This window comes from Mesorhizobium sp. C089B (genome assembly GCF_030323125.1).
Classification (GTDB): domain Bacteria; phylum Pseudomonadota; class Alphaproteobacteria; order Rhizobiales; family Rhizobiaceae; genus Mesorhizobium.
The window spans coordinates 1,187,582-1,210,865 of record NZ_CP100469.1; the positions used below are offsets into that span (position 1 = coordinate 1,187,582).

Annotated in this window: 19 protein-coding genes; 11 read left to right on the forward strand and 8 right to left on the reverse strand. The window is 62.4% G+C overall.

All coding sequences use genetic code 11. The annotated features are described in order from the left end of the window. Positions 1 to 17: 17 nt before the first annotated feature. Complete coding sequence (locus NLY44_RS06115; RefSeq protein ID WP_023806485.1) at positions 18 to 959, reverse strand: phosphoribosylaminoimidazolesuccinocarboxamide synthase; 942 nt, start codon at positions 957 to 959, stop codon at positions 18 to 20. 163 nt (positions 960 to 1,122) lie between these two features. Between NLY44_RS06115 and NLY44_RS06120 the strand changes: the two genes are divergently transcribed. The 3 genes from NLY44_RS06120 to NLY44_RS06130 are packed head-to-tail and all read left to right on the forward strand — an operon-like array spanning position 1,123 to position 3,265. Further along, positions 1,123 to 2,094, forward strand: coding sequence for a DUF3592 domain-containing protein (locus NLY44_RS06120; protein WP_023806486.1), 972 nt, complete (start codon positions 1,123 to 1,125; stop codon positions 2,092 to 2,094). Between the two features lie 27 nt (positions 2,095 to 2,121). Continuing rightward, positions 2,122 to 2,643: a hypothetical protein gene (locus tag NLY44_RS06125; RefSeq protein ID WP_023739358.1), complete on the forward strand. Its 522-nt coding sequence runs from the start codon at positions 2,122 to 2,124 to the stop codon at positions 2,641 to 2,643. 4 nt (positions 2,644 to 2,647) lie between these two features. Further along, the gene (locus NLY44_RS06130; RefSeq protein ID WP_286456802.1) at positions 2,648 to 3,265 is read left to right on the forward strand and encodes a hypothetical protein; all 618 of its coding nucleotides are present in this window, start codon (positions 2,648 to 2,650) and stop codon (positions 3,263 to 3,265) included. Between the two features lie 10 nt (positions 3,266 to 3,275). Here NLY44_RS06130 and NLY44_RS06135 read toward each other — a convergent pair whose 3' ends face one another. From NLY44_RS06135 to NLY44_RS06145, 3 genes are all read right to left on the reverse strand, one after another. Further along, positions 3,276 to 3,482: a type II toxin-antitoxin system HicB family antitoxin gene (locus NLY44_RS06135; protein ID WP_023736541.1), complete on the reverse strand. Its 207-nt coding sequence runs from the start codon at positions 3,480 to 3,482 to the stop codon at positions 3,276 to 3,278. Positions 3,483 to 3,574: 92 nt separating this feature from the next. Next, complete coding sequence (locus NLY44_RS06140; RefSeq protein ID WP_023736542.1) at positions 3,575 to 4,303, reverse strand: hypothetical protein; 729 nt, start codon at positions 4,301 to 4,303, stop codon at positions 3,575 to 3,577. Between the two features lie 300 nt (positions 4,304 to 4,603). Beyond that, positions 4,604 to 8,368, reverse strand: a complete 3,765-nt coding sequence (locus NLY44_RS06145) for a vitamin B12-dependent ribonucleotide reductase (RefSeq protein WP_023806488.1) — start codon at positions 8,366 to 8,368, stop codon at positions 4,604 to 4,606. Positions 8,369 to 9,099: 731 nt separating this feature from the next. On the opposite strand from NLY44_RS06145, the gene NLY44_RS06150 reads away from it, so the two are divergent. After that, positions 9,100 to 10,473 (forward strand): glutamate--tRNA ligase, encoded by a 1,374-nt coding sequence (locus NLY44_RS06150; RefSeq protein WP_023806489.1) that lies wholly within the window; start codon positions 9,100 to 9,102, stop codon positions 10,471 to 10,473. On the opposite strand, the gene NLY44_RS06155 is transcribed toward NLY44_RS06150, so the two are convergent. Then, the gene (locus NLY44_RS06155) at positions 10,391 to 11,587 is read right to left on the reverse strand and encodes a DUF2865 domain-containing protein (protein WP_023806490.1); all 1,197 of its coding nucleotides are present in this window, start codon (positions 11,585 to 11,587) and stop codon (positions 10,391 to 10,393) included. The two genes, NLY44_RS06150 and NLY44_RS06155, sit on opposite strands and share 83 nt — an antisense overlap. Before the next feature lie 203 nt (positions 11,588 to 11,790). Here NLY44_RS06155 and NLY44_RS06160 point away from each other — a divergent pair, with 203 nt between their 5' ends. Then, a complete protein-coding gene (locus NLY44_RS06160; RefSeq protein ID WP_031356208.1) occupies positions 11,791 to 12,411 on the forward strand; it encodes a DUF1287 domain-containing protein in 621 nt (206 codons plus the stop codon). 5 nt (positions 12,412 to 12,416) lie between these two features. Here the strand turns inward: NLY44_RS06160 and NLY44_RS06165 are convergent, their stop codons facing one another. Together NLY44_RS06165 and NLY44_RS06170 are read right to left on the reverse strand one after the other, a co-directional pair. After that, complete coding sequence (locus NLY44_RS06165; protein WP_023694169.1) at positions 12,417 to 14,741, reverse strand: NADP-dependent malic enzyme; 2,325 nt, start codon at positions 14,739 to 14,741, stop codon at positions 12,417 to 12,419. Between the two features lie 159 nt (positions 14,742 to 14,900). Beyond that, positions 14,901 to 15,680 (reverse strand): SDR family oxidoreductase, encoded by a 780-nt coding sequence (locus NLY44_RS06170; protein ID WP_023806492.1) that lies wholly within the window; start codon positions 15,678 to 15,680, stop codon positions 14,901 to 14,903. A gap of 120 nt (positions 15,681 to 15,800) precedes the next feature. Between NLY44_RS06170 and NLY44_RS06175 the strand changes: the two genes are divergently transcribed. Further along, positions 15,801 to 16,616 carry a UDP-2,3-diacylglucosamine diphosphatase gene (locus NLY44_RS06175; RefSeq protein WP_023715971.1) on the forward strand — a complete coding sequence of 272 codons (816 nt, stop codon included), beginning with the start codon at positions 15,801 to 15,803 and terminating at the stop codon, positions 16,614 to 16,616. Between the two features lie 104 nt (positions 16,617 to 16,720). Beyond that, a complete protein-coding gene (locus NLY44_RS06180) occupies positions 16,721 to 17,935 on the forward strand; it encodes an MFS transporter (RefSeq protein WP_023806493.1) in 1,215 nt (404 codons plus the stop codon). Here NLY44_RS06180 and dgcA read toward each other — a convergent pair. Continuing rightward, positions 17,906 to 18,889, reverse strand: a complete 984-nt coding sequence (dgcA, locus tag NLY44_RS06185; RefSeq protein ID WP_023806494.1) for an N-acetyl-D-Glu racemase DgcA — start codon at positions 18,887 to 18,889, stop codon at positions 17,906 to 17,908. The two genes, NLY44_RS06180 and dgcA, sit on opposite strands and share 30 nt — an antisense overlap. A 77-nt stretch (positions 18,890 to 18,966) precedes the next feature. On the opposite strand from dgcA, the gene NLY44_RS06190 reads away from it, so the two are divergent. From NLY44_RS06190 to NLY44_RS06205, 4 genes are read left to right on the forward strand one after another with little or no spacing between them, the layout of a single operon-like run. Further along, complete coding sequence (locus NLY44_RS06190; protein WP_023708615.1) at positions 18,967 to 20,154, forward strand: MlaE family ABC transporter permease; 1,188 nt, start codon at positions 18,967 to 18,969, stop codon at positions 20,152 to 20,154. Between the two features lies 1 nt (position 20,155). After that, positions 20,156 to 20,974: an ABC transporter ATP-binding protein gene (locus NLY44_RS06195; RefSeq protein ID WP_023684944.1), complete on the forward strand. Its 819-nt coding sequence runs from the start codon at positions 20,156 to 20,158 to the stop codon at positions 20,972 to 20,974. A gap of 14 nt (positions 20,975 to 20,988) precedes the next feature. After that, positions 20,989 to 22,362 (forward strand): MlaD family protein, encoded by a 1,374-nt coding sequence (locus NLY44_RS06200; protein ID WP_023806495.1) that lies wholly within the window; start codon positions 20,989 to 20,991, stop codon positions 22,360 to 22,362. A gap of 37 nt (positions 22,363 to 22,399) precedes the next feature. Continuing rightward, positions 22,400 to 23,041 (forward strand): ABC-type transport auxiliary lipoprotein family protein, encoded by a 642-nt coding sequence (locus NLY44_RS06205; protein WP_460221573.1) that lies wholly within the window; start codon positions 22,400 to 22,402, stop codon positions 23,039 to 23,041. The last annotated feature ends 243 nt before the right edge of the window (positions 23,042 to 23,284 follow it).

Consider the following 23,284-nt stretch of genomic DNA (forward strand, 5'->3'; position numbering starts at 1 on the left):
GCGGCCGCCAGCCGCCGTCAGAAATAAGGGCGCAGGTTCTCGCGAATGCGGTCCAGCACCGTCTTTCCCGATCTGTCAGCGGTGAAGGTCTTGCCGGTGATGGTCTCAAAGGCCTGCGTATAGACACGCGACGTCTGCTCGATGAGTTCGGCGGGGATTTTCGGAATACGGTCCTTGTAGGGATCGCAGCGCGCGGTTACCCAGGCGCGAATAAAGTCCTTGTCGAAGCTTTGCGGCCGCTCGCCTGCCTTGAAGCGCTCCTCATAGCTTGCCGCAAGCCAGTAGCGGCTGCTATCGGGCGTATGGATTTCATCGGCAAGGACGATGGCGCCATCCTTGTCCGTGCCGAACTCGTATTTGGTGTCGACCAGGGTCAGGCCGCGCTTGGCGGCCAACGCCTTGCCGCGCGCAAACAGCGCCAGCGCATAGCGCGAGACGGTGTCCCATTGCTCTTCCGACAGCAGGCCGCGCGTCAGGATCTCGTCGCGCGTCAAGGGCTCGTCATGGCCGCCATCGAGCGCCTTGCTGGTCGGCGTGATGATGGCCTGCGGCAGCTTCTCATTGTCGCGCAGTCCGTCCGGCAGGCGGATGCCGTACATATCGCGTTCGCCGTTCTTGTATTTCGTCAGCACCGAAGTGCTGGTGGTGCCGGCGAGATAGTCGCGAACGACGATTTCCACCGGCAGAATGTCGAGCCTGGTGCCGACAACGACATTGGGGTCGGGATAATCGAGCACATGGTTTTGGCAGATGTCCGCCGTTTCCTCGAACCAGTAGCGCGCCGTCTGCGTCAGCAGCTCTCCCTTGAGCGGTATTGCGGTCAGGATCACATCGAAGGCGCTCAGCCGGTCGGTGGCGATGATGATGCGGCGGCCATCCGGCAGATCGTAATTCTCGCGGACCTTGCCTTTGTAGTGGTTCGGGAGTTCCGGAATGAAGGCATCCGAGAGAACGCGCAGTGCTGTCATCCTGGTCTCGTGGCTCCTAACAGTTTGGGCGACTCTTAACAAAGTTGGCGGGGCTTCGATACCCGAGGAAGGGCGGTTCGTCCTTTGCGAATAATCAAGACATTGCCTTCGCCGTGCTATCTATTTGCAGCTTCCTGCACTCCTGGGGGACGCGGTGGACGTAGAGCTCAAATTTCTGATTGTCGGATTTGCCTGCGCGATCGCGGGTGGTCTGTCGTTCATCACCTTCGTCAAATGGCGCGAGGTGCAGGCGATGAGCCACTGGCTGCCGGCGCCGGGCAAGATCATCTCGTCGCGCGTCGAGGCGCGTGAAGTCAGAAGGTCGGGCGTCGGCTCGGACAGCAGCGACACCACCGAGATGCGCAATTTTCCGGCGATCACCTTCGAATACAAGGTCGGTAAAAAGAAATATCAAAGCTCGCGCTACAGCGTGAAGGAGAATCTGGGGAATTTCGAAGTCACCGAAACCCTGGCGCAGTTTCCCACCGGCGCTGAAGTGACCGTCTTCTACAATCCGGCCGATCCGGGCAAGGCCGTGATCGAACGCACCCTGCCGGACGGCGCCTTCAAGTTCATGGTCAAGCTCTCGGCCGGGCTGGTGATCGGCACGGTGGTGTTGGTGTTTTCGCTCGGTGGCGTGCTGGAGGCGATCCGGCCGCACCTGCCCAAGCCGCAGAACCTCGGCGCCGGAGCGCTGCTGCTGTTCATGGGCCTGATGATCCTGCGCATGGCCTTCGTCCAGAAGTCGCTTGCCGAGCAGGCGGCAAAATGGCCGGTCGCCCCCGGCCGCATTGACTCCTCGGGCCTGCAGACGCTGCGAAACTACAGCAGCCATCGACGCTGGAGCACCGTCTTCAAATCCCGCATCGTGTACAGCTACGGCGTCGCAGGCCAGCACTACACCTCAGACCGCGTCACCTTCGGCGCCACGGTCACCGCTTCAATGCCCGGCCTCGTCAGCGGCCAGGCGCGCAGCTATGCCGAGGGCGGCAAGGTCGACGTGCATTACGACCCAGCCAACCCCGCCTCGGCAGTGCTCGAATGCAGGGTGCGCGGGCTTTGGCTGCTGTGGGTCTGTTCGGCCGCGTTTTTGGGCGGCGCGGCTTGGCTGGTCGGTTTTATCTGAGGCGCCACTTTCATGACGAGACATCCAATGATCGTTCGCAGGCTGGCCGTCGTTTGCCTGGCTCTGCTCGGCGCCGTGCAGGCAGCGAGCGCAAGAGAGTGTCTGCTAAGCCACGCCACCTACCGCGAGCCGCGTTCGGGCGCGGTGTTGCAATTCCGGCCGCTCGACAATGAACCGGCGGCACTGACGGCCGAAGTGTTTTCGGTGACCGTCCCCAACACCGACACGCGCTTGCCGGCCGACATCACCTGGACCAATGGCAAAAATTCGTTTCCGCTCGGCACCATCCGCCATGCCTGCACCGACGACGACCGCGAAGCGGGGCTGGAGGACGGCAGCGGGATGTGCCGGATATGGATGGGCCAGGTCTATGCCTTGACCGGAGGCGGCGCCGAGCAGCTGAATTCGCGCGAAGCGACACCGGCGCCGAAAGGGCTGTTGCTGCCCGATTTCGGCGCGGGCTTCACCGAATTTGCCGATTTCGCCAATGCCAATCCGGACGGCTCGGCGTGGGACGCCTTCACATTGACAGGATGCAGCGATGAATAACGCCATGAGACTGATTGTCTGGATCTGCACGCTGTTTGCCTTGGCGACGATATCAGCCGCAGCGCGGGCGGGCGAGCTGGCGCCATCGCGCCCGCCGATCGACAAATGCGTCTGGGAGAAACTGGCCGACAAGACGGTCGGTTTGGCCGCCTGGGTGCAGCGCTGCGATTTCGGTTTTCGCCAGATCCACTTCGAATTCGTCGGCAACGCGCTCGCCATCAAATACAGCGATGGCGGCGCGCCCGATCCGCTGGTCGAGGTGTTCGACATCAAATCAGGCGAAACCGCCGAGCCTGCGGTGCTGCGCCTGCTATTGGACAAGACCGACAAATCAGTCAGCGCCCGCTGCGTGCTGGTACCCTACACCGAAGGCACCGTGCCCGCCGGCGTCAAACGCTACACATTCCGTCCCGACGCAGCCTACGCCAAAGAGCTGAAAGCGCTGGCCAATGATGAGGTCCCCGAACCGCCCTGCGGCGACTGGGGCGAAATGCCTGATGGCATTCAGTATTTCGAGTCGCCGGCGGGTGAGGGCGGAGGGTGCTGTTCGTTCGGGCGGGGCAGGACGAGCCGCTGTTCGACGATCAGACGCTGCGGGTGCCGGGATAGGATGTTGTCCTGAAGGCTACCGCTTATGCCTCTACGTATTCCGCGAGACTGATTCCTTTGGGCACCTCCAGCCCATCGGCACGCAAGCCCTCGATGTGAAAGCGTATAGCGTCGCGAATTTCCGTTTCCACCTCAGGCACTGTCGCGCCCGTCGCGATGCAGCCGGGCAGGTCTGGCACATAAGCAGAGAAATTATCGGCCGCTTTTTCAATCACTACCGCATAACGCATACAATCACTCCTTCAGAGGATGCTACGGTGTTCCGGTGCCGCTCATCCTCTCCCCACAACAAGGGGAGAAGATAAGCACTACCGGGTGACCATTAACGCCGTTTCCGGCTGGCCTCTTCGTCAGCAATTAACCTCGCCCGAATTGACGGCCACCTGTCTGCGATCTCTTGACATGAGGCAGCCAGCAGCTTTCTGCGTTGGCTGAAGCTACCGGGTGCAGCGAAAATCTTCTGGGCGAACACGTCAACAACAAAACAAAATTCTGCGCGCGGCTCTCCAGCATCTTCGAAACATTCCTCCGCGTACCAGTGGAGAAGTGCCCCATGCAGCGCCGAAGTTTCTGTCGACAACGGTAGTGTTTTGCAGAGATAAGGTTTGATCAAGCCGAAGCCGACTTCCCCCTTTCCTGTTTGTGGCATCTTGACCGAGTTTGTCGGTCGAACACTAAGAGATACACCGGCAAGAACGAATTTTGGCTGGCTATCTGAAATGCCGGTTATTCTGGCAGCAGTAGGCAGCTTGTCCAAGCTCATAGTCCGGCAAAGTTCGATAGCATCGTGAGCCGTAAGAAGCCTTTGTTCATCGTGCGAGGTGGCAGGTTGGCGCGATAATAAGGCTCTGTCGAGTTGAGATAATCGGCTGTCATCACGCCCGTGAGTTTCAATGAAATGCATCATTGCTCGCTCTATCTCGTTGTAGCGAGTGTCGAGGAGGAAGTTCTTAGGTTTGATGATGTCTTCAATGATCGCGGTTCGCCGCGTGGAGCGAGCGAAACAATATTCAACCAACTTATTAGCGCTAATTCTCGGTTCGATCTTCATAACGAAAAAGCCCTTTCCGGAGCAGTTAAAGTCACACTAGCTGCCGATGCCTTCTCGACTCTCTGATCAGAATCTCCATATAACTACCTTGCTACAGGAGATGGGATTCCGATCTCGTCGCCCCGCGTGGGCTTCGGCGCATCGCGGTACCAAAGGCCGGCCTGAAAGGGGCGGCCTTTGGTGTTTTGAGGGATGTTACATAAAGACATCCTTATGTGGCGTACTCTTTTTGTTCTCGATACCATTTCGGCCCGATCTTACGACCGGGCCGGTGATGTTACGCTTTTGCGCTCAGTTTCCTCAGCTGCACCCGCTCGTCGAGCCGCAGGTATCGCACTTCTCGCAGGTGCCGTTCCGCACCATGGTGAAGTTGTGGCATTCCGAGCATTCGTTGCCGGTGTAGCCTTGCATCAAGGATTGCTGACGCCGCGTAGAGGCAAGCGCCTTTGCCTCGGCCGCTTCTTTCGCTGCTTCGTCGGTGAACAACCCGGTGGGATCGGCTGCCTCCTCGGAAACAATATCTTCGACCAATTCCTTGGCTCGCTCCTCATAGTCGCGCTTGTAGGCGATGGCTTCGTCGCTTGCTGGTTTAAGCGCCAGCACATTGGAGCCTGAGAACGCAGTTGGGGTGACCCGGGCAGGGGCCGCGGCAGGTGATCCGGCAAAACCCTTGGGTTCGCCACCTAGGCCAGACACCAACTTGACCGGCGAGGCGCCGCGGGTAAGGCCCTTCGAGAACGGCGTCGCCTTGCCTTCGTTGATGCCGCGTCCGAGCGCCGTCTTGTCGAAATCCGACTGGTCGACATGGGCGAGGTCGTGGCGGCCGAGGTAGGACACGGCGAGTTCGCGGAACACGTAGTCGAGGATCGACGTCGCATTCTTGATCGCGTCGTTGCCCTGCACCATGCCGGCCGGCTCGAATTTGGTGAAGGTGAAGGCCTCGACAAATTCCTCGAGCGGCACGCCATATTGCAAGCCAAGCGAGATGGCGATGGCGAAGTTGTTCATCATCGCTCGGAAAGCGGCGCCTTCCTTGTGCATGTCGATGAAGATCTCGCCGATGCGGCCGTCGTCGAATTCGCCCGTGCGCAGGTAGACCTTGTGGCCGCCGACGACTGCCTTCTGGGTGTAGCCCTTGCGGCGATTCGGCAGTTTTTCACGATCGCGGTAGAGGCGTTCGATGACGCGCTCGACGATCTTCTCGGTGACCTGCACGGCACGCTGTGAAGCGGGCGCCGCGATCAACTGCTCGACCGCGTCGTCCTCGTCGTCCTCGCTGTCGGCGAGCAGCGACGAATTGAGCGGCTGCGACAGCTTCGAGCCGTCGCGATAGAGCGCGTTGGCCTTCAGCGCCAGCTTCCACGACAGCATGTAGGCGCCCTTGGCGTCTTCCACCGTCGCATCGTTGGGCATGTTGATGGTCTTGGAGATGGCGCCGGAGATGAAAGGCTGTGCCGCCGCCATCATCTGGATGTGGCTGTTGATGGACAGCGAGCGCTTGCCGATCTTGCCGCACGGGCTGGCGCAGTCGAACACCGCGAGATGCTCGGCCTTGAGGAAGGGCGCGCCTTCCAGCGTCATCGCACCGCAGACATGGATGTTGGCGGCTTCGATGTCCTTCCTGGAGAACCCGAGCGCCGGCAGCATCTCGAACGAGAAGTCGTTGAGCTGCTCGTCGGTGAAGCCGAACGTCTCCTTCACCCAGTCGGCGCCCAGCGTCCACTGGTTGAAGACGAACTTGATGTCGAAGGCCGACTTCAGCGCCGCATTGAGCGCCGCGATCTTGTCGTCAGTAAAACCCTTCGCCTTGAGCGAGCCGGGGTTGACCGCCGGCGCCTGGTTCATGTTGCCGTGGCCGACAGCGTAAGCCTCGATCTCGGCGAGCTGGCTCTCGGAATAGCCCAGCGTGCGCAGCGCTTCCGGCACGGCGCGGTTGATGATCTTGAAGTAGCCGCCGCCAGCGAGCTTCTTGAACTTCACCAGCGCGAAGTCGGGCTCGATGCCGGTGGTATCGCAATCCATGACCAGGCCGATCGTGCCGGTCGGCGCAATCACGGTCGCCTGCGCGTTGCGGTAGCCATGCTCTTCGCCGAGTTCGATGGCGCGGTCCCAGGCAGCCTTGGCGTGCGTGGCCAATTCCTGCTGCTTCAGGTCGGACGCGACCAGCGGCACCGGATTGACGGCGAGTTTCTCGTAGCCCTGTTTCTCGCCATAGGCGGCACGGCGATGGTTGCGCATGACGCGCAGCATGTTCTGCGCATTGCGGTCGTAATCGGCGAAGGCGCCGAGCTCGCCAGCCATCTCGGCCGAGGTGGCATAGGCAGTGCCGGTCATGATGGCGGTGAGCGCTGCGCAGATGGCGCGGCCCTCGTCGGAGTCATAGGGAATGCCGGACGTCATCAGCAGGCCGCCAATGTTGGCATAGCCGAGGCCGAGCGTGCGGTATTCGTAGGACTGCTTGGCGATCTCCTTCGACGGGAACTGCGCCATCATCACCGAGATTTCGAGGACGACGGTCCACAGCCGCACCGTGTGCTCGTAGGCGGCGATGTCGATCGTGCCGTCGGCATTGCGGTAGGGCAGCAGGTTGATCGAGGCCAGGTTGCAGGCCGTGTCGTCGAGGAACATGTATTCCGAGCACGGATTGGAGGCCCGGATCGCACCGGCCGAAGCGCAGGTGTGCCAGTCGTTCATCGTCGTGTTGAAATGCAGGCCCGGATCGGCCGAAGCCCAGGCGGCGTAGCCGATCTTTTCCCAGAGGTCGCGTGCCTTCAGCGTCTTCAGCACCTTGCCGTCCTTGCGGGCGGTCAGATGCCAGTCGGCGTCGTCCTCGACGGCGCGCAGGAAGTTGTCCTTCAGCGACACCGAATTGTTGGAGTTCTGGCCGGAAACGGTGAGGTAGGCGTCGGAATCCCAGTCGGTGTCGTAGGTCTTGAACGACATCGCGGTGTAGCCCTGCTTGGCGAACTGGATGACGCGGTAGATGTAGTTCTCCGGCACGGCCGACTTCTTGGCCGCCTTGATCTCGCGCTTCAGTGCGGTGTTGATCGACGGGTCGAAGCAATCGTCATCATGGCCTTCGCAATTGATGCAGGCCTTCATGATCGCTTCGAGATGTTTTTTCACGATCTTGGAGCCGGTGACCAGCGACGCCACCTTCTGCTCTTCATTGACCTTCCAGTCGATGAATTCCTCGATATCGGGATGGTCGGCGTCGACAATGACCATCTTGGCCGCACGACGCGTGGTGCCGCCCGACTTGATTGCGCCCGCCGCGCGGTCGCCGATCTTGAGGAAGCTCATCAGGCCGGACGAACGGCCGCCGCCCGACAGCTTTTCGCCTTCGCCGCGCAGCATGGAGAAATTGGAGCCGGTGCCCGAGCCGTATTTGAACAGGCGCGCTTCGCGCACCCACAGGTCCATGATGCCGCCTTCGTTGACGAGATCGTCCTGCACGCCCTGGATGAAACAGGCATGCGGCTGCGGATGCTCGTAGGAGGACTTCGACTTGATCAGCTTGCCGGTAAACGGGTCGACATAATAGTGGCCCTGGCTCGGACCATCGATGCCGTAGGCCCAGTGCAGACCGGTGTTGAACCATTGCGGCGAGTTCGGCGCAACGCGCTGGGTGGCGAGCATATAGGCGAGTTCGTCGCGGAAGGCGCTCGCGTCTTCTTCCGACTTGAAGTAGCCGCCCTTGTAGCCCCAATAGGTCCAGGTGCCGGCCAGCCGGTCGAAGACCTGGCGGGCGTCGATTTCGGAACCGTAGCGCTCGGCTTCCGGCAGCTTGGCAAGCTCGGCCTCGTCGGCGACGGAGCGCCACAGGAAGGAGGGGACGTCGTTCTCCTCGACCTTCTTCAGGCGCGCGGGCACGCCGGCCTTGCGGAAATACTTCTGCGCCAGGATGTCGGCGGCAACCTGCGAGAACTGCGCCGGCACATCGATATTGTCCAAGCGGAACACCACCGAGCCGTCCGGATTCTTGATCTCCGAAAGCGCCTTGCGGAATTCGATCTCCGCGTAAGCTGATTGGCCTGGCTTGGTGAAACGACGCTCGATGCGCATTGGTCCGGTCCCTTTTGTCTATATATAGCGCTTTTCCCCGGGGATTTCTGCCCCCAATGCGAAACGCGCATGTCCGCCGTCTGCCGGCGTTCGAAAACACCGGCTCTCCTTGTGGCAGTCTTCGTCGCCTTGCTGGTCGAGCTTCTTACGAAGCCGCTGTTCCAACTCTGCGCCGAACCCTGCGGGTCCCTCAAAACTGAATTTTTCCTCGATTCCCTCGACCGAGGGAAATTCACACTATCTAGCGTCGAACCTGCCTGCAAACACTAAATATAGTGTTAACAGACAATTTATTCCAGTCCGACAAATCTCCCTTTTCGCTCCCGAAGCCCCCACGATCCAACGCTTCCGCCAGCCTCGTAAACAGGCGGAAATCATGGCCAAAACGCACAAAATCCGGGAAAAATGACCGGGCTCGAAACTCTCCGGTCGCGCCCTCAACAAGAGCACATGGCACATAAAAGGCGACTCGGTTTGCGTCGTCAAGGATTCGTTTGCGTAGCTTTTGTGACCCCAACATCTTGTGTGTCACATATGTGGATAACGGGGACAAAAAGCGGCTGAGGAAAGCCCGATTCTGCCGGCGTGGACCGCTGGTGAGCGGTTCACCCGAGACAGGCCCGGCCGGATTCTGGCTCACAGCCTTTTCATTTTAGCTGGCGTGCATTATGTCTTTGGCTCGCGCGGGGGCGCGTCTTGTCAATTCCAAGAGCATCCGTTACGCCCCGCCCATGACAGTTACCGTCCGTTTTGCCCCCTCACCAACCGGCCGCATTCATATCGGCAATGCCCGCACCGCCTTGTTCAACTGGCTGTTTGCCATGAACAACAAGGGCCGTTTCATCCAGCGCTTCGACGACACAGACATTGCCCGCTCGAGGCAGGAATTTTCCGACGCCATCCTCTACGACCTGCACTGGCTGGGGATTTTTCCCGACGCCACCGAATACCAGTCGCGGCGCTTCGAAACTTACGACGCGGCGGTGGAGCGGCTGCAGAGAGCCGGCGTTGTCTATCCCTGCTACGAGACCCCCGAAGAACTCGACCTGCGCCGCAAGGTGCGCCGCACGCGCGGCCTGCCGCCGGTCTATGGCCGCGAGGCGCTGGCGCTTTCGCAGCAGCAGATCGCCGAATACCGCTCCGATGGCCGCCGGCCGCACTGGCGCTTTCTGCTGCCGAATTTCACCAGCGATCCGCTGCAGCCCGAGCGCACCGAAGTGCACTGGAACGATCTGGTGCGCGGCGAGGAAACCGTCGATCTGGCCTCACTGTCCGATCCGGTGCTGCGGCGCGAGGACGGCACTTATCTCTACACGCTGCCTTCGGTCGTCGACGACATCGAGATGGGCGTCAGCCATGTCATCCGCGGCGACGACCACGTCACCAACGCCGGCGTGCAGATCGCGTTGTTCAAGGCGCTAGGCGCCGAGCCGCCTGTCTTCGGCCACCACAATCTCTTGACCACGGCCTCGGGCGAGGGCCTGTCGAAGCGCAGCGGTGCGCTGTCGATCGAGAGCTTGCGCGAGGAGGGCATCGAGCCAATGGCGGTTGCCTCGCTGGCCGTCCTTGTCGGCACCTCGGAAAATGTCGCGGCGGTGCATGACATGCCGGCACTGGCCGCGCGCTTCGATCCCGCCGCCACGTCGAAATCGGCGGCCAAATTCGACCCGGACGAGCTGTTCGTGCTCAATCGTGCGCTCATGCACCACATGCCTTTTCCCGAGGCGCGGGACCGGCTGATCGTGCTCGGCATCTCCGGCGACAAGGCCGAGCCGTTCTGGCTGGCGGTGCGCGGCAATCTCGACCGGCTGGGCGACGCGGTCGGCTGGTGGCGTATCCTTGCCGACGGCCCGCAGCCGGCGCCGGAATTTTCCGACGAGGATCGCGACTTCCTGCAGCAGGCCTTCGACCTGCTGCCGGAAGAGCCGTGGACCGGCACGGTCTGGAAAGACTGGACGGCCAGGATCAGGGAAGCCAGCGGCCGCAAGGGCAAGGCGCTGTTCATGCCGCTCAGGTTGGCCCTTACCGGACTTGCTTCCGGGCCGGAGCTTGCAGATCTATTGCCGCTGCTGGGTCGGGAAGGAACGCTGGCCCGACGACCCTGACCTTGCGCTGGTCCGGCGGGATCAGCGACACCGGCGACACCACCGGCTTGACGGCAAGGCGCTTGATGGCGGCGCGGTCGAGCCCGCCTTGTACGTTCGCCAGCGTCTCCGGATCCGCGCCCGGATCGGGTTTGGCCGCCGGCACCGGAATGAATGGCGTTGTCTCGGTATCAGGCTGCGATTGCTCGGGCGGTGGCGGGTTGCCGCCGATGATCTCGAAATTTCCGGCCTGCGCATTGCAGCCACAAGCCAGCGGCCGCGACATGTTGGGCTGTTTGTAGAGATAGGCGGTCGGCAACTCGCTGTAGGGCCTGCCGGTCACCGACGACGTCATGTTGGCCGAATCGTCTTCCATGCCGCGCGAATAGAACACCTGCATTTCGGTGCCGGGGCAGCTCGATTCGCAATTCTTCTGGTCGCGCTCGAAATCGCCGAGCGAAGCCGAGTTCGACATCGGGAAGAAATAGCCGTCGCAGGTGCGCACGCAGCTCGTATGGAACTCGCCGCCAACCGTCGGGAAATCCGGCACGCCGGGCTGGTTGAGGACGCGGCGCACATTGTGCTCCTCGCCGGGATCATCGGGCTGATCGAGCGTGTCGATCTGCCGGTTGCCGCCGAAAAGCTGGTCGAACAGATTGCCGTCGTCGGGTTCGCGGCTGGCTTCCTGCAGCGGCTCCCGGCGCGGCGCGGGCTCGTCGCGGCAGCCATTGGCGTCGAGCGCGGCCAGGATGCGGCCGCGGTCGCCCCGCGAGCCGCCGCCGGCAAGCTGCGCGCGCTTGGCTTGCAACGCATCGAGATTGGCGTTCATGCGATCAATGCTGCTGTTCAGCGCGGCACATTGGCTGACATTGCGCGAAAACAGCGAAATCCCGCAATTCGCATCGCTCGCACGACCGCGCACCTTTGATAGCTGTTCGAACTGGCGGGAGATGGCCTTGTCATACTTCCGCACCATGCTGGAATTGCCGCCGCCATTCGATGAAGAAGCAAGCTCGGCTTCCAGTTGACGGCAAACGCGGGAGGCGGCCTGCGGTTCAGTGGTGGCGACGGCCGAAAGCACAAGCGCGCCGAGCAGCGCAGCCAGATGCTTCAGCCTCCATCGTCCGCCCGTCATTGCCCGAACCCCGCTTGCCTGCCTGTCTACCGGATTCGCGGTTAACCGTTCCCTCAATCTACAACCAAAGATGGTCTTAGCCCATAGACGCGTTGCAGGAGGCGTTTGGATAGGGCGGCAACTGTGCGATCTCACCGCTGCATGAAAAAGGCGCAATCGCCCCGGAATTATCCCACGATCCAGCAATGCCCCGGGGAGCTGGCATGATCGCGATTACCCGTCGAACCGCGCTGCAGTTCGGTCTGTTGTGCCTGGCGGCGCCCGCCGCCCGGGCGCAGGAAAATCCAGCCGCTCCGGACTGGCGCAGCAAATTGGTCGAAGCCGCGCGTGAGCAGATCGGCGTCACCACCTTCTACGACCCGGCCTATGTCCGCCTCGGCTATCCCGGCGGCGACGTCGCGCCGGATAGGGGCGTGTGCACGGATGTCATCGTGCGCGCCTATCGCCGCGCCTTCAATCTCGACCTGCAGAAACTGGTGCATGAGGATATGGCCGCCAATTTCGCCGGCTATCCCAAGACCTGGGGCCTGAAAGCGACCGACCGCAACATCGACCACCGACGGGTCGGCAATCTTGCCGCTTTTTTCGGGCGCAAGGGAGTTTCCTTGCCCGCCAGCGAGTATCCTCCCGACTTTCAGCCGGGCGATATCGTCACCCAGATGCTGCCCGGCAACCTGCCGCACATCGTCATCGTCTCATCCGAACGCTCGGCGGACGTGCCGGAACGAGCGCTGGTCATCCACAATATCGGGGCCGGCGCCCGCGAGGAGGACACGCTGTTTGCCTTCAGGCAGACCGGGCATTACCGTTTCGTGCCTGCCTGACGGCGTCAGTTGAAATGAACCACCGCCTGTGCCTTGTGCGCCGCCTCGACCACCGCAAGCGCCGTCATGTTGACGACGCCGCGCGAGGTCACTGACGGGGTCAAAATATGCGCCGGCTTGTCGGTGCCAAGCAGGATCGGCCCGACATGCAGCGCGTCCATCATCGTGCGCAGCGCGGTCAGCGTGATGTTGGCGGAGTCGAGGTTGGGGAACACCAGGAGATTGGCTTCGCCCTTCAGCCGCGAATGCGGATAGACGCGCTGGCGCAGATGCTCCGACAGGGCTGAATCGGCATGCATCTCGCCGTCGCATTGCAGGTCGGGCGCAACGCGCGCCAGGATCGCCGCCGCCTGCCGCATCTTCAGCGCGCTGGGGGAATCGCGCGAGCCGAAATCCGAATGCGACAGCAGCGCTGCCTTCGGCTCGATGCCGAAGCGCTGGATTTCCTCCGCCGCCAGAATGGTCATTTCGGCGATCTCCTCGGCCGTCGGGTCGACCGAGACATGGGTGTCGGTGAGGAAGATGATGCCGCGTTGCGAGATCAGCATCGACAGCGTCGACAGGTCGCGGTCCTTGACGCCTGCGCGTGGTCCGATGACCAGCGTCACATTGCGCAGATGCCGCTCGAAACGGCCCTCGAGGCCGCAGATCATGGCGTCGGCATCGCCGCGCTTCAGCGCCAGCGCGGCAATCACCGTATTGTCGGTGCGCACCATGGTGCGCGCGGCCTCCGTCGTCACGCCGCGCCGGCCGGCAAGCTCGATCAACAGGTCGACATAATGGCGGTAGCGCGGATCGTCTTCCGGGTTGATCAGGCCGAAATCGACGCCCGGCTTGATACGCAGGCCGTAGCGCTTCAGCCTGACCTCGATGACATGCGGGCGGCCGATCAGGATCGGCTCGGCAATGCCTTCCTCCAGCACCACCTGGGCTGCGCGCAGCACGCGCTCGTCCTCGCCGTCGGCATAGATGACGCGCTTGGCGGTCGACGCCTTGGCCGACGAAAACACCGGCTTCATCACCAGGCCGGAGCGGAAGACGAAGCGGTTGAGCTGGTCGATATAGGCGGCGAAGTCGGTGATCGGCCTTGTCGCGACGCCGGTGTCGCAGGCAGCCTTGGCCACCGCCGGCGCGATGCGCAGGATCAGGCGGGGATCGAAGGGCGAGGGGATAAGGAAGTCGGGTCCGAAGATCGGCGTCTCGCCGGAATAGGCGCGGGCGGCGACGTCGGATGGTTCTTCGCGGGCAAGCGCGGCGATCGCCCGGACCGCGGCCATCTTCATCTCCTCGTTGATGGCGCTGGCGCCGCAATCCAGCGCACCGCGGAAGATGTAAGGAAAACAAAGCACGTTGTTGACCTGATTGGGGAAATCGGAACGGCCGGTGCAGATCATCGCGTCGGGACGAGCGGCGCGCGCGACCTCCGGCATGATCTCGGGATTGGGGTTGGCCAGCGCCAGGATCAACGGCTTAGGCGCCATATGATCAAGCAATTCCGGCTTCAGCACGCCAGCGGCCGACAGGCCGAGAAAAACGTCGGCGCCAGGGATCACATCGGCCAGCGTGCGCGCCTCGGTGTCCTTCACGTAGGGGTCTTTCCAGCGATCCATCTCGTCGGTGCGGCCCTTGTAGGCGACGCCGAAGCGGTCGGTGACCCAGATGTTCTCTACCTTGGCGCCAAGCGAGACCAACAGGTTGAGGCAGGCGAGCGCTGCCGCACCGGCGCCTGAGGTGACGATCTTGATGTCGGAAATGGTCTTGCCGGCGAATTCCAGCCCGTTGAGCACCGCGGCGGCGACGATGATGGCGGTGCCATGCTGGTCGTCATGGAAGACGGGAATGCCCATGCGGGCCTTCAACTGCGCCTCGACCTCGAAGCATTCGGGCGCCTTGATGTCCTCGAGATTGATGCCGCCGAATGTCGGTTCCAGCGCCGAGATCGTCTCGACCATGCGCTCTATGCCCGGCGCGTCGATCTCGATGTCGAAGACGTCGATGCCGGCGAATTTCTTGAACAGCACCGCCTTGCCTTCCATCACCGGCTTGGAGGCGAGCGGGCCGATATTGCCGAGGCCGAGAACGGCCGAGCCGTTGGAGACGACGCCGACCAGATTGGCGCGCGCCGTGTAGTCGGCGGCGGTCGCCGGATTGTCGCGGATTTCGAGGCAGGGGGCGGCAACACCAGGCGAATAGGCTAGCGCCAGATCGCGCTGGTTGCCGAGCGGCTTGGTCGCCTGGATCTCGAGCTTTCCCGGCCTTGGATGCTTATGGAAGTAGAGGGCGGCTTCGTCGAGGTCCGAACGTGCCGTTTTCTTGTTCTCGCCTTCCATGCGGCCGCTCCCTCAAACCTGCTTTGCAGCCTTTTAGCACGCAAAAATGGTTTTTCGCGACGCCAAATAACGCAAGGGCGGCTAAAACAACCGGGGCCGGAAATATCGAACTATTTCAAATAATTGCGCTGAAATCCTGCCGATTATCCATCGAGCCCTTTAGAACGCGCTGACATAGAGGCCGCCATCGACCGGGATGTTCTGGCCGGTGAGATAGCCGGCATGGACCGAGCACAGAAAGGCGCAGATCTGGCCGAACTCTTCCGGCGTGCCGAGCCGCTTGGCCGGAACGTCGGCGCTGATGCGGGTCTTGCGCGCTGCGGCCGCTGCCGGGTCTTCCATCGTGCCGGCCTCATGCGGGCCGCGCAGCCGGTCGGTGTCGAGCTTGCCCGGCAGCAGGCTGTTGATGGTGACGTTGCGGTCGATCACCGTGCGCGCCACGCCGGCCAGGAACGAGGTCAGCCCGGCTCGCGCGCCGGACGACAGATCGAGGCCGGGAATCGGGACGTAGACCGACAGCGAGGTGATGTTGACGATGCGGCCGAAGCCGCGCATGGCCATGCCGTCGATGACGGCCTGCACCAGTTCGATCGGCGTCACCATGTTCTGCGTCACGCCTTCGAGGATCTTTGCGCGGTCGAGTTCGCGGAAATCGCGCAAGGGCGGGCCGCCATTGTTGTTGACCAGGATATCCGGGTCGGGGCAGGCGGCAAGGAGCGCGTTCTGCACGTCGGGTTTCGAGACGTCGCCGACGATCTCGGTCACCTTCACGCCGTAGCGTTCGCGCAGTTCGGCCGCGGTTTTTGCCAGCAGCTCGGCATTGCGGCCGTTGACGACGAGATCGCAGCCGGCCTCGGCCAGCGCCATGGCGCAGCCGCGGCCCAGCCCTTTGCTCGATGCGCAGACGATGGCCTTCTTGCCTTTGATGCCCAGATCCATGACGATTTTCTCCTGTGAATGGCGCGGCACGCTAGCCCTTTGGCTGGCCCAATCGCAACCGTCATACGGTTGTTGCATGAATCGGGGCATAGCCTGCGCGAAAGCAACGGTGACGATCTGATGTCCGGTACAGAAACCCGCACTTTCCGCAGCATGTTCATATCCGACCTGCATCTCGGATCGAAGGCGGCCAAGGCCGAGTTCCTGATCGATTTCCTGCGGTATCACGACGCCGATATCATCTATCTCGTCGGAGACATCGTCGACGGCTGGCGTCTGCGGCGCAGCTGGCATTGGCCGCAGAGCCACAATGACGTCGTCCAGAAACTGCTGCGCAAGGCGCGCAAGGGCACCTCGATCACCTATATCGCCGGCAATCACGACGAATTCGCGCGCCAGTTCCAAGGCGTGCATTTCGGCGGCATCGTCGTTGCCGACCGCGCCATCCACGAAACCGCCGATGGCAGGCGCCTGCTGGTCATCCATGGCGACCAGTTCGACACCGTCGTCCACAATGCACGCTGGCTGGCCTATCTCGGCGATTACGCCTATGACGCGGCGATGCTGGTCAACCGCGCGGTGACGAGGCTGCGCCACCTGCTTGGGCTTCCCTACTGGTCGTTCTCGTCCTGGGCCAAGGTCAAGGTCAAGAAGGCGGTCAACTTCATCGGCTCGTTCCAGACCGTGCTGACCGAGGAGGCCCGCCGCTCGCACGTTGACGGCGTCATCTGCGGCCACATCCATCACGCCGCGATCGAGACTTATGAGGATGTGCAGTACATCAACACCGGCGACTGGGTGGAGAGCTGCACGGCGGTGGTCGAACATTTCGACGGCAAGATGGAGATCATCCACTGGGCGCTGGTGCTGCCCGAAGCACCGGACGAGCCGTTCATCCCGCTGCTCATCGAAGACAGGGTCGTCGAAGCGGCATAACCCTCCTGTTAATCGACTGGTCCAGGCAGTTTCGGACCGCTTTCGCGCATGTTAAGGGATCGATCTGCGTTGCAGCCCTTTGTGCAGCGTAATTGGATCGATTCATGTCGCTGCCGCCGCTCTCGCCCAAACAACTCGTCAAGCCGCGCCATTTCGAACTGCGCATGAGCCTGATCTTCGCGACATTATTCATGTCCCTGGGAACGCATGTGCCTTATTTCCCGCTGTGGCTGCATGCCCAGGGTTTCCACGCCGAGCAGATCGCCATCATCCTGGCGGCGCCGATGTTCCTGCGCGTGGTGACGACGCCGCTGCTGACCGCGCTGGCCGACCGGGCGAAGGACAGGGCCGATGTCTATATTGCGCTGGTGGCCGCGACGATGGTGCTTTCCGCCGGCTATTTCCTCACTCCCACCTATGCGGCGGTGCTTGCCGTATCGCTGGCGCTGACGGTGGTGTGGACGCCGCATTCGCCGATCGCCGATTCGCTCGCGCTGTCGGGTGTGCGCCGCTTCGGCTCGAACTACACCGCGATGCGCAAATGGGGCTCGATATCCTATCTCTGCGCCAATGTCGCAGGCGGCTTTATCCTCGCCTGGACGAGCCCGCAGGCCGTGCCGGTAATCATCTTTGCGGCATTGTCTGCCGCGCTCGTCGCCGGATTGCTGGCGCCGCGGCTTGGCCGCCCGCGCCGCGCTTCGCCGCTATCTGCCGCCGACATCCAGCATCAGGCGCCGAGCCTGCTCAATCCGTATTTCCTCTATTTCACCCTCGGCGTCGGCATCATCACCGCCAGCCATGCCTTCCTCTACGGCTTTGTCTCCATCTACTGGAAATCGGTCGGCATCAGCGATTCCGTCGTTGGCCTGCTGTGGGCCTGGGGCGTGGTGGCCGAGGTCTGCATGTTCGTGTTTTTCAACCGTTTTTTTGCCTCCGTCTCAGTCGTCAAGGTGATGCTGATCGCCGGCGTCGGCTCCATCGTGCGCTGGATCGCCTTTCCGTTGATCTGGCCACTCGGGCTTGGCGTTGCCGGTTTCTTCGGCGTCCAGACCCTGCATTCGGTGTCGGTGGCGATGGTGTTGATCTGCCTGCAGAAGATGATCGGCGAAACGGTTTCGGAAGAACGCACGGGTGCGGCGCAAGGCATTGCCTATTTCTTCAACGGCTTCTTCATGGCGGCGGTGACGCTGGCGTCCGGCCCGCTTTATGAGCGCTACGGCGTCGACGGCTTCCTGGCGATGATCCCGATCGCCATCATCGGCCTGGCGCTGATCGGGCTCGCCGCGCGTTCAGCCCCACAGCATCCTGTCAGGCGGTAACACCAGCGACCCCTGGTACACGAGGCCGGGCTGGCGGTCGCGGGCAAGCAGCAGCGGACCGTCGAGGTCGACGAAGTCGGCGCCTTGCGCCAAAAGCACTGCCGGCGCCATCGCCAGCGACGTGCCGACCATGCAGCCGACCATCACGCCGAATCCCAGCTCCCGGGCGCGGTCGCGAAGGGTAAGGGCGGCGGTCAGGCCGCCGGATTTGTCGAGCTTGATGTTGATGGCGTCATAGAGGCCGACAAGCGCTTCGAGGTCCTTCGCCTCGTGGACGCTTTCGTCTGCGCAGATCGGCACCGGATGCGCGATGTGGCGCAGGATGGCATCATGGCCGGCGGGAAGCGGCTGTTCGATCAGGGCTATGCCGTGTTCGGCGGCGAAAGCGAGATTCTCGATGATGTTGGCATCGGTCCAGCCTTCATTGGCGTCGAGGATGATGCGGCTGTCGGGCGCCGCTTCGGTCACGGCGCGGATGCGGGCCATGTCGTTGTCGCCGCCAATCTTGACCTTGAGCAGCGGCCGCCCGGCATTGGCGCGGGCTTGCGCCGCCATTGCCTCCGGCTCGCCCAGCGACAGCGTGTAGGCCGTCTCCAGCGCCGACAAGGGCACAGCGTGGATGGCGTCCGCGACCGCAACGCCGCTGATCTTGGCCTCCAGGTCCCACAAGGCGCAATCGATGGCGTTGCGGGCAGCACCCGCCGGCATCGCATCAAGCAGTTCCTTGTGGCTGATGCCGCCTTCTATCTGCCGGCGCATGGCCTTGATGGCGTCGCGCACCCCCTCCATGGTCTCGCCATAGCGCTTGTAGGGGACGCATTCGCCCCATCCGCGATTGTCCCCATCGCTGATCGTGCAGGTAATGACTTCGGCTTCGGTCTTCGACCCGCGCGAGATGGTGAAGGTGCCGGCAATGGGAAAACGCTCGGCCTCAACCGAAATGACACGCGCCATAATTTTCTGCTCCGGCTATGCGACAACGCGTCGTCGGCAAATCGACAGGTACGACCCGTCAGGCTAAACAGGACGCCATGTTGACCATCGGCAAACGCGACGCAAGCGGCAACGCCGCCAAGGAGGCCGACCACCAGCCCCGCGTTGCGGTCGGCGAGGAGGGCGGCGTCCTCGGCTGCGCTTTCTCTGGAATCTGGACGACAACGACAGTGGCGCTGATCGACGCCGAGATGCGCAAGATCGAGCAGCGCAAAGGCTTCCAGACGCTCGCTTTGGATCTTTCCCACATCGAGAAGATGGACACCGCCGGCGCCTGGCTGATCGATCGCCTGGTCAGCGTCTTCGAAAAGAAGGGTGTCGAGATCAAGATGCAGGGGCAAAGCGATGTCGCCTCGATCCTGCTCGGCGCCGTTGGCGAAGCTGTCCGGCGCGAGCCCGAATCGCGCGGCGTCCGGCGCCCCAACATCATCCTCCGCGGGCTGGAGGCGGTCGGCCGCCGCATCTATGAGATGCGCGACGATTTCCTCGCCTCGATGAACATCCTCGGCGCCACCATCGGCGGCGCCCAGATGAAGCTCGGGCGCGGCCATGCCATCAATCCGGCGGCGATCTTCAACCAGATCGATCGCATGGGGGTCGGCGCCATCCCCGTGGTGGTGCTGATGTCGGCGATCGTCGGCGCCATCGTCGCCCAGCAGGGCGCCTACCAGCTCAATTATTTCGGCGCCAACATTTTCGTTGTCGATCTGGTCGGCGTGCTGATCCTGCGCGAACTCGGCGTGCTGATGACCGCCATCATGATCGCCGGCCGCTCCGGCAGCGCCATCACCGCCGAGATCGGCTCGATGAAGATGCGCGAGGAGGTCGACGCGCTGAAGGTCATCGGCCTCAACCCGATCGGCGTGCTGGTGTTTCCGCGCCTGGTGGCGCTGGTGATCGCGCTGCCCTGTCTCACCATCGTCGCCAATTTTGCCGCTCTTGGCGGCGGCATCCTAGCCGCCTGGCTTTATTCCGGTATTGCGCCGACGGCCTTCATCGACCGGCTGCGCGGCGCGATCGATATCAGCACCATCTTCGCCGGGCTGATCAAGGCGCCGTTCATGGCCATGATCATCGGCACCATTGCTTCCGTAGAAGGCATGAAGGTCGGCGGCAGCGCCGAATCGCTGGGTCTGCACGTCACCGCCTCGGTTGTGAAATCGATCTTCGTTGTCATCATCCTCGATGGCCTTTTTGCCATCTTCTACGCATCGATCGAGTTCTGACATGATGCGCAGAAACTCAAAGGCGACCAAGGCTGTGCAGGGAATGGAAGAAGACGATATCGTGCTGTCGGTGCGCGATATCACCGTTGCCTTGGACGACAAGCTGATCCTCGACAAACTGGCGCTCGACATCAAGCGCGGCGAAATCCTCGGTTTCGTCGGCGCCTCGGGCGCCGGCAAATCGGTGCTGCTGCGCACGATTCTCGGCCTGCTGCACAAGCAGTCCGGCACGATCAAGCTGTTTGGTCTCGACCTCGAAAAGGCCAGCGACATCGAGCGGTTGCGCATCGACATGCGCCTTGGCGTGCTTTTCCAGCACGGCGCCCTTTTTTCGGCGTTGACCGTGCAGGAAAACGTGCAGGTGCCGATGCGCGAATATCTCGATCTGCCGAAGAAACTGATGGACGAGCTGGCCTTGCTCAAGATCGAACTGGTCGGCCTGCCGCCGGACGCCGCGCAAAAATTTCCCTCGGAGCTTTCGGGCGGCATGATCAAGCGCGCCGCCTTGGCGCGGGCGCTGGCGCTCGACCCCGACATCGTCTTCCTCGACGAGCCGACGTCCGGCCTCGACCCGATCAGCGCGTCCGAATTCGACGAATTGGTGGTGAAGTTGCGCGATACGATGGATCTGACGGTCTATATGGTGACGCACGATCTCGACACGCTGTTTACCGCTTGCGACCGCGTGGCGGTGCTCGGCAACAAGAAAATCCTGGTCGAAGGCACGATCGACGACATGCTGAAAAGCGAAGAACCGTGGGTCAAATCCTATTTCCGCGGAAAACGCGCTCGGCAACTTGATCTTGCCGCGCGCGCATAGACATAAGTGGGGCAATGGAAACCAGAGCCAACTACGTAATTGTCGGCATTTTCACCCTGGCTGCGATCCTGGCGGCGTTCGGGTTCGTCTATTGGACCGCCCAGATCGGTGATCGCGGCGAGACGGCGGAGCTGCGCGTGCGCATTCAGGGTTCGGCCTCCGGCCTCGGCCCCGGCAGTCTGGTGCTGTTCAACGGCGTCAAGGTCGGGGTGGTCAAGCGCGTCTATTTCGACCGCAATGACCCCAATGCCGCCATTGCTACGACCGAGATCGACCAGACAACGCCGCTCACCAAATCGACGCAGGCCGATATCGGCATCGCCAGCCTTGCCGGCCAGGTCAACATCGAATTGAAGGGCGCCGATCCCAAGGAACCGAACCTGCTGGAAGAGGCGGCAAAGGAAGGCAGGACGGCCGAGATCATCGCCAATCCGTCAGCGGTCACCAACCTTCTGCAGACGGCGCAGAACATCTTCACCCGCGCCGACAAGGTGCTTTCCGACCTAGAAGGTTTCACCAGGGATGTGCGCGGGCCGCTGACCCAGACCGTCAAGAACGCCCAGACATTTTCCGATGCGCTGGCCAGGAATGCCGACGGCATCGACAAGTTCCTGACCGCCGTCAGCGCGGTGTCGGATGAGCTGAAGGGTGTTTCCGGCAAGCTCGACGGCACGCTGAAGGCTGCCGAAGGCCTGCTCAATGCCGTCGACAAGGACAAGATCAAGAGCATCGTCGCCAATGTGGACGCCGTCACCGCCAATCTGAAGGAGACCAGCGGACAGCTCGACGGAGTGATCAAGAACGTCGATACCGCGGTCGGCTCGGTCAACGATTTCGCCACGCGCACGCAAGGCACGCTGGCAAAGGTCGACAATGTGCTCGACGGCATCGATCCGGCGCAGGTGCGCGTGGCGCTCGCCAACATTCAGAAGGCCAGCGAAAATGCCAACAAGGCCGCCGCCGACATCGCCAAGGTGACCGACAAGTTCGCCGACCGGGCCGACGACATCGACGAGACGATCAAGGACGCCAAACAGCTTGCGTCGCGCCTCAACGATGCCTCGGTGCGCGTCGACGGCATCCTGAAAAGGGTCGATACGCTGCTCGGTTCGGGCCAGGCCGACGGCGTCATGGCCGATGCCAGGGACACGCTGAAGTCGTTCAAGCAGGTCGCCGACACGCTGAACGCCCGGCTTGGCACGATCACCGACAACATCGCGCGCTTCTCGGGCCAGGGCCTGTCGAATGTCGAGGCGCTGGTCCAGGACAGCCGGCGTTCGATCAGCCGCATCGAAGAGGCGGTGACCGATCTCAGCCGCAACCCGCAGCGCATCCTGTCGGGCGGCGACGGCGAGGTCCGGCAGTTCGATGGCAGGGCACGGCGTTGACTTCCGTGCCCGCCCGCAGCAATTACATGGATCGCGGATGCGGATTCATCATACGATCCGGGGACAGTGGGGATCACGCGTGACGTTCGGGTTGGGTGGGTATAGATCGGCAGTCGTTTTGCTTGGCTTGACGCTGGCTGGTTGCGCGGCATTGGGAGGCAAGCCGGCGCCGCTCGATACGTTCGAGCTGTCCGCCCCGTCGATCGACGCCCATGGCCACAGCCGCCGCCAGATCCTGATCGCCCAGCCCTCCGCGCTCAAGGCGCTGGACAGCCAGAACATCGTCATCAAGCCGTCAGACCGCTCGATCCAGTATCTCAAGGGCGCGCAATGGGCCGACCGGCTGCCGCTGATCGTGCAGGCGAGGCTCGCCGAAACCTTCCAGCGCTCCGGAAGCTTTGCCGGCGTCGGCAAGCCGGGCGAGGGGCTGGCGATCGACTACCAGGTGATCGTCGAGATCCGCTCCTTCGAAGTCCGCGTCAATGGTGGCGAGCATGCCGAGGTCAATCTCTTCGTGCGCATCCTGAACGACCGCAACGGCGAGGTGCGCGCCTCGAAGAGCTTCACCGCATCCGCTCCCGTCTCCGGCGGCGGCAATCCGGCCTATGTCAACGCGCTCGACAGCGCCTTCGGCGAGGCGGCGAAGGATATCGTGGGCTGGACGGATTCGGTGATCTGAGCCGGTCGAGGCTTCGAACGATCGTTCGTCGCGTTAAACCAGCACTCGACCAAATATCGCAGGTTCGCGCTGCCCCTCATTGCGCTGCCGGGCATTTCTCCCCGTATAGTGAGAAAGAACGCCATCGCCAATGATTTCGCCAATTGTCACCGTCGCAGTATGGGCGGCGAGGCTGATGCCATCTCCCTTCACCCTCGCTATACGGGAGAAGGTGCCGGCAGGCGGATGAGGGGCAGCGCAGAC

What these genes read in the sequence shown, in the direction of transcription:
- NLY44_RS06125 (WP_023739358.1), top strand. Translation starts at nt 2,122, where the DNA reads ATGATCGTTCGCAGGCTGGCCGTCGTTTGCCTGGCTCTGCTCGGCGCC.
- NLY44_RS06130 (WP_286456802.1), top strand. Translation starts at nt 2,648, where the DNA reads ATGAGACTGATTGTCTGGATCTGCACGCTGTTTGCCTTGGCGACGATA.
- NLY44_RS06135 (WP_023736541.1), bottom strand. Translation starts at nt 3,482, where the DNA reads ATGCGTTATGCGGTAGTGATTGAAAAAGCGGCCGATAATTTCTCTGCT.
- NLY44_RS06140 (WP_023736542.1), bottom strand. Translation starts at nt 4,303, where the DNA reads ATGAAGATCGAACCGAGAATTAGCGCTAATAAGTTGGTTGAATATTGT.
- NLY44_RS06145 (WP_023806488.1), bottom strand. Translation starts at nt 8,368, where the DNA reads ATGCGCATCGAGCGTCGTTTCACCAAGCCAGGCCAATCAGCTTACGCG.
- NLY44_RS06150 (WP_023806489.1), top strand. Translation starts at nt 9,100, where the DNA reads ATGACAGTTACCGTCCGTTTTGCCCCCTCACCAACCGGCCGCATTCAT.
- NLY44_RS06155 (WP_023806490.1), bottom strand. Translation starts at nt 11,587, where the DNA reads ATGACGGGCGGACGATGGAGGCTGAAGCATCTGGCTGCGCTGCTCGGC.
- NLY44_RS06160 (WP_031356208.1), top strand. Translation starts at nt 11,791, where the DNA reads ATGATCGCGATTACCCGTCGAACCGCGCTGCAGTTCGGTCTGTTGTGC.
- NLY44_RS06165 (WP_023694169.1), bottom strand. Translation starts at nt 14,741, where the DNA reads ATGGAAGGCGAGAACAAGAAAACGGCACGTTCGGACCTCGACGAAGCC.
- NLY44_RS06170 (WP_023806492.1), bottom strand. Translation starts at nt 15,680, where the DNA reads ATGGATCTGGGCATCAAAGGCAAGAAGGCCATCGTCTGCGCATCGAGC.
- NLY44_RS06175 (WP_023715971.1), top strand. Translation starts at nt 15,801, where the DNA reads ATGTCCGGTACAGAAACCCGCACTTTCCGCAGCATGTTCATATCCGAC.
- NLY44_RS06180 (WP_023806493.1), top strand. Translation starts at nt 16,721, where the DNA reads ATGTCGCTGCCGCCGCTCTCGCCCAAACAACTCGTCAAGCCGCGCCAT.
- dgcA (WP_023806494.1), bottom strand. Translation starts at nt 18,889, where the DNA reads ATGGCGCGTGTCATTTCGGTTGAGGCCGAGCGTTTTCCCATTGCCGGC.
- NLY44_RS06190 (WP_023708615.1), top strand. Translation starts at nt 18,967, where the DNA reads ATGTTGACCATCGGCAAACGCGACGCAAGCGGCAACGCCGCCAAGGAG.
- NLY44_RS06195 (WP_023684944.1), top strand. Translation starts at nt 20,156, where the DNA reads ATGATGCGCAGAAACTCAAAGGCGACCAAGGCTGTGCAGGGAATGGAA.
- NLY44_RS06200 (WP_023806495.1), top strand. Translation starts at nt 20,989, where the DNA reads ATGGAAACCAGAGCCAACTACGTAATTGTCGGCATTTTCACCCTGGCT.
- NLY44_RS06205 (WP_460221573.1), top strand. Translation starts at nt 22,400, where the DNA reads ATGCGGATTCATCATACGATCCGGGGACAGTGGGGATCACGCGTGACG.